General features: G+C 56.4%; 17 protein-coding genes and 2 tRNA genes. 16 read left to right on the forward strand and 3 right to left on the reverse strand.

The window, feature by feature from the left end; all coding sequences use genetic code 11:
* Nucleotides 1-158 precede the first annotated feature (158 nt).
* Nucleotides 159-245: transfer RNA gene (locus Q0K09_RS08950), tRNA-Leu, on the forward strand.
* A gap of 4 nt (nucleotides 246-249) precedes the next feature.
* Nucleotides 250-326, forward strand: a tRNA-Met gene (locus Q0K09_RS08955).
* 95 nt (nucleotides 327-421) lie between these two features.
* Here the strand turns inward: Q0K09_RS08955 and Q0K09_RS08960 are convergent.
* Together Q0K09_RS08960 and Q0K09_RS08965 are read right to left on the reverse strand one after the other, a co-directional pair.
* Nucleotides 422-1,822: a tyrosine-type recombinase/integrase gene (locus tag Q0K09_RS08960; RefSeq protein ID WP_294475458.1), complete on the reverse strand. Its 1,401-nt coding sequence runs from the start codon at nucleotides 1,820-1,822 to the stop codon at nucleotides 422-424.
* Nucleotides 1,823-2,257: 435 nt separating this feature from the next.
* Nucleotides 2,258-2,500: a hypothetical protein gene (locus Q0K09_RS08965; RefSeq protein WP_294475461.1), complete on the reverse strand. Its 243-nt coding sequence runs from the start codon at nucleotides 2,498-2,500 to the stop codon at nucleotides 2,258-2,260.
* Nucleotides 2,501-2,806: 306 nt separating this feature from the next.
* Between Q0K09_RS08965 and Q0K09_RS08970 the strand changes: the two genes are divergently transcribed.
* On the forward strand, nucleotides 2,807-3,076 hold the full coding sequence (locus Q0K09_RS08970; protein WP_294475463.1) for a hypothetical protein: 270 nt from the start codon (nucleotides 2,807-2,809) through the stop codon (nucleotides 3,074-3,076).
* Between the two features lie 244 nt (nucleotides 3,077-3,320).
* Here Q0K09_RS08970 and Q0K09_RS08975 read toward each other — a convergent pair whose 3' ends face one another.
* On the reverse strand, nucleotides 3,321-3,605 hold the full coding sequence (locus tag Q0K09_RS08975; RefSeq protein ID WP_294475465.1) for a helix-turn-helix transcriptional regulator: 285 nt from the start codon (nucleotides 3,603-3,605) through the stop codon (nucleotides 3,321-3,323).
* Nucleotides 3,606-3,889: 284 nt separating this feature from the next.
* Between Q0K09_RS08975 and Q0K09_RS08980 the strand changes: the two genes are divergently transcribed.
* The 13 genes from Q0K09_RS08980 to Q0K09_RS10825 all read left to right on the forward strand — a co-directional run.
* Complete coding sequence (locus tag Q0K09_RS08980) at nucleotides 3,890-4,069, forward strand: hypothetical protein (protein ID WP_294475467.1); 180 nt, start codon at nucleotides 3,890-3,892, stop codon at nucleotides 4,067-4,069.
* Nucleotides 4,066-4,335, forward strand: a complete 270-nt coding sequence (locus tag Q0K09_RS08985) for a hypothetical protein (protein WP_294475469.1) — start codon at nucleotides 4,066-4,068, stop codon at nucleotides 4,333-4,335. Before Q0K09_RS08980 ends, Q0K09_RS08985 begins: the two co-directional genes overlap by 4 nt.
* A 100-nt stretch (nucleotides 4,336-4,435) precedes the next feature.
* Nucleotides 4,436-4,609, forward strand: a complete 174-nt coding sequence (locus Q0K09_RS08990; RefSeq protein WP_294475472.1) for a ribbon-helix-helix protein, CopG family — start codon at nucleotides 4,436-4,438, stop codon at nucleotides 4,607-4,609.
* A 268-nt stretch (nucleotides 4,610-4,877) separates the two neighbouring features.
* Nucleotides 4,878-5,117 carry a hypothetical protein gene (locus tag Q0K09_RS08995; protein WP_294475475.1) on the forward strand — a complete coding sequence of 80 codons (240 nt, stop codon included), beginning with the start codon at nucleotides 4,878-4,880 and terminating at the stop codon, nucleotides 5,115-5,117.
* Nucleotides 5,118-5,244: 127 nt separating this feature from the next.
* A complete protein-coding gene (locus Q0K09_RS09000; RefSeq protein WP_294475479.1) occupies nucleotides 5,245-5,517 on the forward strand; it encodes a hypothetical protein in 273 nt (90 codons plus the stop codon).
* Nucleotides 5,514-5,690: a hypothetical protein gene (locus Q0K09_RS09005; protein ID WP_294475481.1), complete on the forward strand. Its 177-nt coding sequence runs from the start codon at nucleotides 5,514-5,516 to the stop codon at nucleotides 5,688-5,690. Before Q0K09_RS09000 ends, Q0K09_RS09005 begins: the two co-directional genes overlap by 4 nt.
* Nucleotides 5,687-5,986, forward strand: coding sequence for a hypothetical protein (locus Q0K09_RS09010; protein ID WP_294475485.1), 300 nt, complete (start codon nucleotides 5,687-5,689; stop codon nucleotides 5,984-5,986). Before Q0K09_RS09005 ends, Q0K09_RS09010 begins: the two co-directional genes overlap by 4 nt.
* A 228-nt stretch (nucleotides 5,987-6,214) precedes the next feature.
* Nucleotides 6,215-6,427 (forward strand): hypothetical protein, encoded by a 213-nt coding sequence (locus Q0K09_RS09015; protein ID WP_294475487.1) that lies wholly within the window; start codon nucleotides 6,215-6,217, stop codon nucleotides 6,425-6,427.
* A 275-nt stretch (nucleotides 6,428-6,702) separates the two neighbouring features.
* Nucleotides 6,703-8,760: a DUF3987 domain-containing protein gene (locus Q0K09_RS09020; RefSeq protein WP_294475491.1), complete on the forward strand. Its 2,058-nt coding sequence runs from the start codon at nucleotides 6,703-6,705 to the stop codon at nucleotides 8,758-8,760.
* Between the two features lie 618 nt (nucleotides 8,761-9,378).
* Nucleotides 9,379-9,987, forward strand: coding sequence for a sigma-70 family RNA polymerase sigma factor (locus Q0K09_RS09025; RefSeq protein WP_294475494.1), 609 nt, complete (start codon nucleotides 9,379-9,381; stop codon nucleotides 9,985-9,987).
* A 294-nt stretch (nucleotides 9,988-10,281) separates the two neighbouring features.
* The gene (locus Q0K09_RS09030; protein WP_294475497.1) at nucleotides 10,282-10,884 is read left to right on the forward strand and encodes a hypothetical protein; all 603 of its coding nucleotides are present in this window, start codon (nucleotides 10,282-10,284) and stop codon (nucleotides 10,882-10,884) included.
* A 698-nt stretch (nucleotides 10,885-11,582) separates the two neighbouring features.
* Nucleotides 11,583-11,924 carry an IS5 family transposase gene (locus tag Q0K09_RS09035; RefSeq protein ID WP_294475502.1) on the forward strand — a complete coding sequence of 114 codons (342 nt, stop codon included), beginning with the start codon at nucleotides 11,583-11,585 and terminating at the stop codon, nucleotides 11,922-11,924.
* On the forward strand, nucleotides 11,899-12,102 hold a 204-nt coding region (locus Q0K09_RS10825), incomplete at its 3' end, for a transposase (protein WP_365931971.1). The genes Q0K09_RS09035 and Q0K09_RS10825, both read left to right, overlap by 26 nt.

Genomic DNA, 12,102 nt, shown 5'->3' on the forward strand with positions numbered 1-12,102 from the left:
CCGATGAGGCCTTATCCTTCATCCTTTTTCTTCCTCTGTCCAAGATCTATTGTAGTCCTACAAATCTTGAAAAGGGAGCCACAAAATTTATAGTTGACAACCGGGCGCAAATGTGGTATCCTATTCAGGAAATAAAGTTAAGAAGTTCGGAGAGAAGCGCCGGAGTGGCGGAATTGGTAGACGCCCGGGACTTAAAATCCTGTGGGAGTAATCCCGTGCCGGTTCGACTCCGGTCTCCGGCACCAATATCGCGGGGTAGAGCAGCTTGGTAGCTCGTCGGGCTCATAACCCGGAGGTCGAAGGTTCAAATCCTTCCCCCGCAACCAGAGAGAAACCCTGTAGCCGCAATGGTTACAGGGTTTTTCTTTTTCTTTCCATTTACCCGTCCGGAAGGGCATTTAGCGCACATTTGGCGCACAAGCTATCTGCTGGCCTTTTTCTGTGGCGGTCTGAGGAGCACATCCGCAAGGCATTCACTGGCCTGTTCGTCTGCCTGCCGGATAATGTGGGAATAGATGTCGGTGGTGGTACTCACTTTTGCGTGCCCCAGGCGCTTAGAGACAGAAACCACGTCTTTTCCCTCGCTGATAAGGATAGAGGCCATTGTGTGCCGGAAGGCATGGGGATTGATGTGGGGCAGATCGTGGCGCATGGAGAACTTGCGCAGCCATGCCGTTATTCCGTCAGGGCTCATCGGTTCCCCGTTGTCCTTCACAAACAAGAAATCCGTATCATGCCAGCGGTCGCCGTTCTTTAGGCGCTGCTCCAGATACCAGCCCCGGTACTGCTTCAATAGGCTCATGGTTTCGGCTGGCAGCTTGATGAATCGGACGGTGCTGGTCTTCGTGGTGTCCTCATATATGCCCCGCTTGGGAGAGTACAGCAAATTGGTATCAATCCTGATCTGGTGGTTCCCGAAGTCTATCCGGCTCCACCGCAGCCCCATCACCTCACCCCGGCGGCACCCGGTTATGAGGAGGAGGTGGGTAATCACCTTCCATTTCAGGGGCTCACACTCCAGGGCCGCCCGGATACGGATAATGTCGTCCACCTGGAAATAGTTCACTTCTTTGGGGGCGGCTTTTGGTGGTGTGGCTTTTGCCGCCGCATTGTAGGGCACCAGCATTTCCCGCTCGGCTTGGGCCAGTATGGTCCGAATCAAGCGGTGGTGCTCCAGTATCGTCTTGTTGGAGAGCGTGGAGTCCCCCTTATCTACCTGGAACAGCCTGCCTACGTCCTGCCCCAGCACTTGGGCGATCGCTTGGGCGCTGGACAGCTCCACCCGCTTCCCCTGGCAGGCCGCCGTGATTGTAGTAGGAGATGTCCCCGCCGCCTCCGCCACCTTTGCCCGGCTCAGCCTCCGCTCTTTGAGCAGCGCCGGTAAATCAACACAGGTGTGGGCCTTATCCCCTTTGTAGCTTGCCCCTTCCTCCCCCAGGGACTTATAGAAGGCATTGAGGTGCTGGGGCCGAAGGTCCACCAGTTTGATATGCCCGATTGCCGGTAGAATGCGCCGCAGCAGCTCCTCATAGCGGTCCAGCGTCCGGCGCTTGTCCCCTGCCCGCTCTTTCAGCTCCAGAACATATTTGGCATACTCTGCGAAGGTCTGGCGGTTGTCTGCCTGGTATCCCAGCTCGATCTCCCGCTCGAATGCAAAGGCCGCCCGCTGGGCCTCCTTCTCCATTTGCCGCTCTGTCATGGGGTGGTCTGGGGTCCAGGTCTTATAATGCCTGATCTGCTTCCCCGTCATGTCCCGGCCCTTCGTGACTGTGATCTTGAAGCTGGGGCCGTTCTTCCCGTCTATTCTTTTGATGTTCGCCATAAAATCCTCCTTGTCCACCCGCGCCCGGTATGGTACAATAAGGGCGCGGTTTTGATTCTTCTGTCGGGTCTGAACCGTTCTCCGCCGCCTCTGGTGTCAGTAGCACCGGGGACGGTATTTTTTCGCCCTCCTGCCTATGGAGCAAAAGTAGCAAAAGTAGCAAAAGCCCCGTTCCGTCCATTGCGCCTGCCCGGAAAACGCTTGTGAGACACGGATTTGAGAGGAAGGGAGGCCCACAGCGCCCCCCGCTCCTACCGACATCCGCAAAAGGTAGCAAAAGTAGCAAAAGGGGGGGGCGCTGATTTGCCGTACCCTTTGGGGCCGCCAGGGGGAGAGCCCATAGCTACCTCGTGGCCCACCCCCTACCCCTGTGGGCCTCCTGCCTCTCCAGGAATACTGTCACGACGGGGAAGCGAAACCCGCCCCCCTAACCCGTCAATCCGAGGGGCCAGCTATTTCCCCCTCCGTCGCCCCGCCAGCAGCCCCAGGAGCGGCGTTGTCACGCTCCATGGTCTCATCTATGGCCCGGTTGATAAAGCCCGTGGTACTCTCTCCCTGGGCCTCTGCGTGGGCCTGGACGGCGCTCCGTCGCTCCGGGGTCATTCTGACCTTGACCTCCACGAACTTCTCCATATATTTCTTCTGCGCCTTCTTCTGGGCCTCTGTCTTCTCTGGCATAGGTTTTACCCCCTTTCTGGGGAGCCCCCAATTTTGGGGACACCTCCCCCATCATGCCATAATTATACCACCAAAAGAAATCTACGACTATATTTGTTTATTGTGCGAATTGATAACTAGTCGTAGACATGCTATAATTCATCATGTCAGCAGGGCCAGGGGACGAACTCCCCGGACTGGCGGATGGCATACTGGTGCGGTGGCCCGAGTGCTTCACCAACATTCCAGATCGACGCCGGGGCCCGAGACGGGAACCTTGACAACCGAATACCGGCACCGTATAATCAGGACAAGGGGTGATTGATGATGGTAGACAAGGAGCTGCTGGAGGCAATCCGCGAGGTTGTCCGCGATGAGGTTGCTCAGGCAGAAGCAAGAATCGCCAAGAACACAGTGGTCTTGATGGACGCTGAATTTTCCCAGCGGTTCAATCTCCTGGCCGAGGGAATCCAGGACATCCAGGAGATGCTGGTCCCCCGCTCCAGGGTGGACGATCTGGAGGAGGAAGTCAAATTCCTCAAGGCTTTGTACCGCCAGATGAATGAGGAGTTGCAGAAGCTCAAAAAGGCAAACTAATACACGCCAGACGGCGCCGGTGTTCGGTGCCGTCTGTTTTTACCCCTGTGAGCCCACCGGAGGCCCACAGGGGCGTTTTTATGATAGCAGTAAATATTCTACTAGGGGGTCATGTTTGCGCAGTTTTTCAAAACACCACGTTTTTAGGGGGGTAAAAACAACCGTTGGTATCGTTGTAATCGTTGATACCGTTGGTGAAGGACATAAAGAGCGCCGGGGAGGTTAGTCCCCGGCTGTTTGTGTCTCAGTCATGCCTTTCCTTTTTCGTCAACCGAATGAAGCCTTCTTTGTCACGCCGGAAGCCATCATCGAAAGGAGCCGTACCATCCGCATTGTATTCCAATATATCCCCCGGCTGGCAGTTCAACATTTCACAAATGCGGCTTAAGTTTTGAAAAGAAATAGGCTTTCCGTTCCTTAAAGACTGGATAACCCCCTCTGCAAGTAGCTTGTCCTTTCGCAGTTTAGTGGTGTTGTATCCGGCCTTTTTTAGTTCCGCCAACACATCAATTTTATACTTTACGGGCATTATTATCCTCCTCCTTTTACCTTTAGACGGAATTTTTATGAAAATATTCCTTTCCACCTTGGCTATTGTACACCAATACTACACAAAAATCAATGTAATTTTGCACAAGAAAAACACAAAAATCTGTGTATTGTGCCAATAGACATTACATCAGATTCTGTGTATACTATAATCACAGCAAGGGGGAACACCCCGAGCGGACGGGCCGGGGAAACGCATTCCCCGAGTAGGCAGGACGCGAAACGGACTCACGCCCCCGGCCCACACAGAAAGGAGGCAGTAACTTGGAACGCTATTTCAAAGTCAGCAGCGAATTTGTGGCCTGCATTCTGGAACTCAACTCTGAGCTGGACTACATCGTCCAGGAAGGGCTGAACCCGGAGAGCATGGAGATCATCGAGCGGGTCAACAACCGGCTGGAGACGCTGGTTGCCCAGTTGGCAAAGGAGGAGAGATCGGCATGAGCACCACCGAACTGGAGGCGAAGGTCCGGGAGCTGCGGGAGCTCCAAGCCCTGATCGAGGAGGCCCAGGCAGAGGCGGAATCCATCAAGGACCAGCTCAAGGTCCACATGGGCGAGCGGGAGGAGCTTCGGGCCGGGGGGTATAAGATCACCTGGAAGCCCGTCACGTCCTCCAGGCTGGACGCCACGGCCCTGAGAAAGGCCCTGCCGGAGGTGGCGGCCCAGTTCACCCGCACCAGCACCACGCGGCGGTTCTGTGTGGCCTGAGGGGAGGTGTGAGCCCCACAGAAGGAAATTTGCAAAAGGGGGTTGACTTTATGCGTGACATAAATTATAATAAATGCGTGACAGAAAGTGAGGTGGTGGATTGTCACCGAGAACAGGCCGGCCAAAAGCGGATAACCCGCAAAATATTCGGTTTAGTATCCGGCTGGATGCAGCAACCGAAAAGCGCTTGCAAGAGTATTGCAAGGCCCACAGCATCACACGGGCCGAAGCAATTCGGCAAGGGATACATCTACTTTTGGCCCAGGAAAAATAAAAATCCCCCGCGCTGCTCTATCTTGGCGGACGGACAGCACGGAGGATGCACACCAATCACCCAGGGGCAAGTCTACCCTCTGGAGGCTGGCAAATTCATTCTACCAGTCATCCGGGTGAATTGCAAGGAGGAAATAAGAACATGAACGAAGGGCTTATTTGCCCCCTGCTGTCCATCGCCGGGCATAAGCTGGTCCCGTGCCGGTGTGAACAGTGCGCATGGCACACTGGAAAATCCTGCGCGGTGGCGCAAAAGGGAGGTGTGGGCCATGATAGAGTGCGAGTATAACCCCGCCTGGCCGCAGGAGCTCCAGGAAGCGGAGTGGCGGCGCTACCGGGCCTTGTGCCGGGTGAAGATGCTGGAGGCCCAGCTGGATCGTATCGGGCCGGAGGAGTTCGACCAGCTCATGGAGCAGCTTGAGGCCGCGCAGATGGAGGTATACGAGGCCGTGACGGGGGTAGCACACCTTAAGGGGTGGTGGCGCTACTCCGGCGGCCAAAGGAAATAAGAAAAGCCCCCATATCCCAGCCGACCAAAGCGCGGATATGAGAGCCTACACAAACCCCAGGGGGCCTGGTGCTTACAGTGTACCACGGCCCCCTCCAAATTTCAAGCTGAAAATGGAGGAGATACCTATGGAGACAATACACACCGGGGCGGCCGCTGTGCTGCCCGTTGGACAGTTGCCCCGCCTGGAGACGCTGGCCACGATGGAGGAGATCATGGACATTTGCACGCAAAAATCCCAGACGTTTGGGTTTTTGACTCGCGTCAAGGTGCTTCACGCCGAAGTGGACCGGAATCTGGATATGGAAGAAAGAAGCGGCGGAAAGGTCCGAAGTCTCATGCTCTGGCGGCTGCGGCACCGGATGAAATTCTGGTTCAGCGGGGAGGTGTTGCCGGTATGACGGCCGGAAACATCAAAATATTTTACGGTTACCCCGGAGCAAGTTTCCTCAGCTATAACCTTGAGACCAAGGAATACGCCGTTTACATCTCCGGGGATGAAGCAGAGCCGGCGGCCGCTGTGGCTCGGGCAATGGAAGCCATAAAAAAGCGTGAGCGGGAGGTGGCGGTATGATTACCTTTCCCACCACTCCGGGCGCGTTCATCGCCTATCAGGAGCGGCTTATCGGTCGGGAACTAACTGACCGTGAGCGGGAGGTTATGGCGGCTTGGGTGGAGCGCTTTAACCTCAGCTATGAGTACGGGCTGAGGAGGGACCGCGCCGCTCTGGAAATATCGCTCAACAAAATAGATGAGCTGATTGCAAAGCGAGAGGAAGACCCCGCCGTGCGTAAATTTCTCCAGGCAGCCCGCCAGTGCATCAATCACGCATGGGAGTGCGGCATGTGCAAAACGCAGAAAATCCGTTGACTCTACTGCAAAATAAGAATAAATATCCAGAATAAAAGAATAATTATGAATTATTTTTGACAATATTTTTTATTTCTGTCTAATATTCTGGAGTGTAGTGTCAGATATAACAATCATATTCTGCACAATACAGGATTTTTCACAGCAAATCCAGTATTGCCAAACAATATTCTGTTTTATATCATGTAATTGCACAGCGCGAAAGAATATGTTTGGAGGCTGTATATTATGCGAATGAGAACGATTGACCAAGTGATAGAACATGTGCGGGCGGCAGACCCGGAGACAGCCCTGACAAAGACGGCGCTCCGCCGCAAGGTGATCTCTGGAGAGGTGCCCAGCGTAAAAGCGGGTAAGAAGTATCTGATTGATCTGGACCGGCTGGACTCTGCCCTCTTCGGTGGGGAGGCTGAGCCGGGGGTGGTGGGTGATCGTCTGTGACCAAAACGGAAAACCTTCCCGCCAAGCTGCGGGAAAGCGGCCTGTTCTGCTGCTGGAGGTATGAAGCGCGGGAGGGGGAAAAGAAGCCCGCGAAGGTGCCGTATAGCCCCCATACAGGGGACAGGGCAAAGAGCAACAACCCGGCTACATTCGCGCCAATGAGCGCGGCCGTAGCCGCCCCCGGTCGCTATGACGGTCTGGGGGTGGGCGTGTTCGGCGGACTGGGCGCTGTTGACATAGACCATTGTATCGGTCCAGACGGAAAACTTTCCGAAATGGCGGCAGACATCCTGCTTATGATGGACGCCTACACCGAGTATTCTCCCAGCGGGCAGGGCTTGCGTATTCTGTTCCTGGCCACCGGTTTTCAGTATGACAAAGCGAAGTACTATATCAAGAATGACGCAATCGGCCTGGAGATCTACATAGCGGGAAATACAAGCCGGTTTGTGACCCTCACTGGGAATACCCTGACCCCCGGCGTGGACCTGGAGGAGCGGGGGGAACAGCTGGCGGCGGTGCTGGAGAAATACATGGCGCGGCCAGCGGGGTCCACACCCTCTGTTGCCCCGAGCGGGCCGGCAGGGGAGGCCGGGTCCCCGGATGACCTGGCGCTGATCGAGCGGGCAAAGCGGGGCAGGAGCGGGGAGAAGTTCACCGCCCTGTGGGCCGGGGACCTCTCCGGGTATTCTTCCCGCTCGGAGGCTGACATGGCCCTTTGTAACGCCCTGGCCTGGTGGACCAATAAGGACGCCGCTCGCATGGACCGGCTCTTCCGGCAGTCCGGCCTCATGCGGGAGAAGTGGGACCGGCAGCAGTCCGGTAGCACCTACGGCGCGATCACCATCCAGAACGCAGTGCGTACCTGCGCTGGAGGGTATGACCCGCAGGAAAATCGGCAGAGGGAATCCCCGCAGGCATGGGAGCTCCCGGTCCCATTTGCCCACATTGACACCCCGGACTTTCCCGTGGAGAGCTTGCCGGGGGCTGTGGGCGCATTTGTGGAGCAGCTGGCAGAGAGCACACAGACCCCGGAGGAAATGGGCGGTATCCTGTCCCTGGGGATATTGGCAACGGCATTTCAATCCAAGTATGAGGTGGAGATTACCCCGGACTGGAGGGAGCCGCTTTGTCTGTACCCTGTGGCCGTGGCCCCGCCGGGAGAGCGTAAAAGCGCGGTGATAGCCGCCCTGTCCGCCCCGGTCTATGAGTATGAGAAGATACGGCGGGAGTTCGAGGCGGCGGAGATCGCGCAGAACAAGACCGAGCGGGCGCTGCTGGAAAAGGCCCTACAAGCCGCACAGTCCCGGGCCGTGAAGGGGAAGGGCGGCTTTGCGTCCGCCAGGGAAGAAGCGCTTGCTCTATCGGCCCAGCTTGCCAATTTTAAGGAGCGGCACCCCTTCCGCCTCTTGGTAGATGACACCACCCCGGAGAAGCTGGTGGACATGATGGAGCTGCAAGGCGGCTGTATCACTGTGGCCTCTGCTGAGGGCGGCGTATTTGACAGCATTGCCGGCCGGTATGACCGGGCGGCGAACTTCGACATTTATCTAAAGGGCCATTCTGGAGACCCGATATCCGTTGACCGCATCGGTCGGAAGTCGAACCATATCGCCAAGCCCCGCCTGACAATGATGCTGACCATCCAGCCGTCGGTCCTTCATGGCCTGATGGATAACGCCACCTTTCGGGGGCGGGGTCTGTGTGGGCGCTTTCTCTACGCCGTGTGCAAGTCGAAGGTGGGGCGGAGGAAGGTATCTCCAGACCCGATATCCAGCGGCACCCGGGAAGACTACCGGCAGTTCGTCCGGCGTATCCTGGCAGACCAGGGGAGCGGAACGGTTCACTTGTCCGCCGCCGCCGATGCAATCCGAAAGGATTACCAGGCGTACATTGAGAAGAAGCTGGGCGGGGAGTGGGAGCATATGCGGGACTGGGCCGGGAAGCTGGTGGGCGCTATGGCGCGGATCGCCGCCCTCCTTCACCTGTCCAGCTTCCCGGTCGATGTGCCTGTCAGCGCGGAGACAATGGCGGCGGCGACAGGTATTGCGGAATTTCTGGGGGCCCACGCAGAGGCAGCCTATCAGGCCATGGGCGCAGATGAAAGCATGGAGGGCGCCAAGTATCTATGGCAACGGATTTCTGACAAGGGAGATCCGGAGATCAGCAAACGGGACCTATACAATGCCTGCAAGGGTAAGTTTAAGCGAGTCGAACAGATGGACCCAGCCCTCCATACCCTGATTGAAATGGGATATGTCCGGGTGGTGGACGTGTCTACCGGCGGGAGGCCGACACAAAAAATCAAGGTCAATCCCATAGCGCAAAAGTAGCAAAAGTAGCAAAAGCCTTATACAGACCCCCTTTTGCTACTTTTGCTACCTTTTGCGGATGTCGGTAGGAGCGGGGCCGCTGTGGGCCCTCCACTCCTCTCAAGTCCATATCTCCCAAGCGTTTCTCGGATGGACGCAATGGACAGAATGGGGCTTTTGCTACTTTTGCTACTTTTGCTCCATAGAATCAGGGGTGAAAATATCCGGTCTCTGTGGTTGGCGGGAATGCACTGGCACAGGGTAAGGGGCCCACATCCGAGGGTGATTGGGACCTATGGGCGGACCGCCCCGCCGGTTTCGCTTTCCACCAGAATGGCATTGCGCTTTTTGCTCCCTTGCCCCTCCTTGTTTTTCCTACCCCCACCCCCTAAAGGGGGTGGAAGGCTCCTGATTACACCGCCTGCGCCGTAAAAACGTAACGAAATGCCCCGTTTTTTGTGGATTTTCTTGGAAAGAAACAGCGGGCCTTATTTGCCCCGTAGTGCCGAAAGCCCCAGGAAGGACCCGGACAGGGGGGATAGGCGCAAAAAAGAACCGCCCCCGGCAGTTGAGAGCGGCCCCCGCGTGGTAGATGCGGCGTTGTCACCCACATTCTACCATGAAAGGGGCAGAGCGGCAATGACAAATGAAGAGCTGGCGGGGCTCATCCAGGCCGGCGGGCGGGACAAGCTCCTGGAGCTGTGGGCCCAGGTGCGGAGGTTTGCCCTGTGGCGGGCCAGGCGGTGGGTAAAGCTGGGGCGGGGCGTGACTCTGGAGGACCTGGAACAGGCGGCTTTCCTGGGCCTCCTGGCAGCGCTGGAGGGGTGGAGGCCGGAGGCCGGGGGCTTCCTCACCTGGTACGGCCCACAGCTCAAGGCGGTCTTCTCTGAGGCAATGGGGCTCAGGACGAAGCGGGGACGGCTGGACCCGCTCGATCTGGCAGTCAGCCTGGACGCGCCCCTGGGCGATGACCCGGACGCCGGCACCCTGGAGGACGTGGTGGAGGACCCGGCGGGGGCCAGGGCCATAGAAGACAGGGAGGCCCACATAGACCTCCAGCGGCTCCGGGACGCCCTGGCCGCGCTCCCGGCAGACCAGCGGGAGGCGGTCCGGCGGCGGTATTGGCTGGAGCAGACCACGGAGCAGATCGCCGCGGCTACCGGCCAGACAGAGAAGGAGGTCCGCAAGCTGGAGGCGAAGGCCCTGCGGACGCTGCGGCACCCCAGCGTGTCCCGTGCGCTGCGGTGAACGCCCGGCGAACTCAAGGGAAGCCGGGAGAGGGTGTGGGCCTATCATGTGGTTACTAATGAAATTTATGTCGTACCTACGGAAATGGGGGGGATGGCGATGTTTTGTGTAATCCAGGAAGTACAGCTTAAGAGGCCAAACAGGTACGGGGCCTATAAAGTTCTGGAAGCATATCAAGAGAGCTGGGGAGACCCACCCAAATGGGCCTACCATTACACTGGAGACCGGTTTGAAAGGCCGCACCATGAGGCGTATAAGATCACCCTTCATGAGAGCTACAGGGAGGGCGGTCAAGTGCGCAAGCGCCAATTCTCAGTATGCACCATGAGTTACTATGACGTGGTGGGATACAGTCTTTATGATTGCGCGGACATGCGTATATCGGCTCTGGCTGACCGCCTGGAGGTTAGCGCCGGCGTGCTGTATGATCTGATAGAGGCCAAACTGGGGCCCTTGCTGGAACGGCTGGAGCTGGATTGGCGCCAGTCTGAGGAGTACCAGACCAAAGAGGCCCACCAAAGGATAATCGCCGATCACCTGGAGCGCCGGAGCAAGTTCGCCAGGGAATATGATGTGGATGCCAGCGAATACGACCGCTGCTATGATGTGTTCGGTGTGCTGCGGAACGAAAAACATTTGAAGGCCATACAACGGCGGCACAAGGCAAATCAGTCCTATGAGCGGGCCCGGCAAAGCTCTGAAAAAACATACAGTGACTTTTTCGGCGGTGGTTACGCTAAAACAATTTGCAATACCTACACAGAGGAAGAGCAGGCCAGGCTCAAACGGTTTTACCGGGACTTAACGAAGCTGTACCACCCCGATCTCAACCCCGGCAAGGATACCACCGCAGAAATGCAGCTTATCAACAAGCTCAAGGAGGCGTGGGGGGTGTAGGATTTCCCCTCTCAAATTCCAAAGGCCCCAAAAAAGGGGCGGGAAATTTCAGGCCCACAGAGGGGGGGTTTTTGGCGCACATTTGGCGCACAAGGATATAAAAAAACGTCGCAGGCCATGACAGAGTATAACAGTGATAGAACCGCAAACCGTTGATATATGGGAAACTATGAGAGAAAACAAGAAAAGGTAAAAATAGGGAATTACACCTCATAACCCGGAGGTCGAAGGTTCAAATCCTTCCCCCGCAACCATCTGGGGTGGACACTTTAGATGTCCACCCCGTTTTTGTCAGTATTCATGCGGGTTTGCGGGCTTTTTAGAGCCCAAAATCCAAAGTGATTTTCCATAGATGCCTTTTCCATTAGATGGCAAAAATAAGGCTTTGTACGAGATGAAGCGGGGCTTCCGCCTGATTTTTCAGGCCGGAGGCCCCGCTTTTTTGCGTTCTGCGGCCCTTTTCCCCGTTGTCGGAAGTGTAGAAGTTTCCGGCAGGTTCATAGATATATTGACGAAAGCCCCAAATGGGCAAGTTTCAAGCCCTCAAGATACAAGGGGGTAGTGCGCCCTTTTTCAGGAACTCTCCAGCTGGCAGACTGGGGAGTTTTTTGCGCTTCCCCCCTCTCACACTCTCCCCCCTAGGGCTTGTTTGAAAAATAAAAGTTGCACAAAGGGAGCAGATATGCGAAACTAGAGGTATGAAACACTATGAATTAACAACAGAACAATGGAAACGTGTCAAACCTCTTCTGCCGCCGGAAGAAACAGGGAAGCGAGGCCGCCCCCGTAAGGACAACCGGACGATGCTCAACGGGATGCTCTGGATTGCCCGAAGCGGCGCCCAGTGGCGGGAACTGCCGGAGGCCTACGGCCCTTGGCAGAGTGTGTATGCCCGATTCGCCAAATGGCGGGATGATGGCACACTGGAAACCGTGTTTCACGCATTGTCTGAGGATGCGGATATGGAAAATCTCAGTATAGATTCCACCTGCATCAAGGTACACGAAAGCGCCAATGGTGGGGAAAAAAACAGAAGATAAGGCAGTTGGCCGTACCAGAGGCGGTCTGAACACAAAGCTCCATGCCATTGTAGATGGACTGGGCAACCCAGTGGAGTTCCTTCTTTCAGCTGGAAATGATAACGATTGTGTTCATGCCGTAGAGTTGCTTGAAAACGTTGAACTCTGCGGGAGCAATGTACTGGCAGACCGGGCTTAT

Source organism: uncultured Intestinimonas sp. (assembly GCF_944387725.1).
GTDB lineage: Bacteria > Bacillota > Clostridia > Oscillospirales > Oscillospiraceae > Intestinimonas.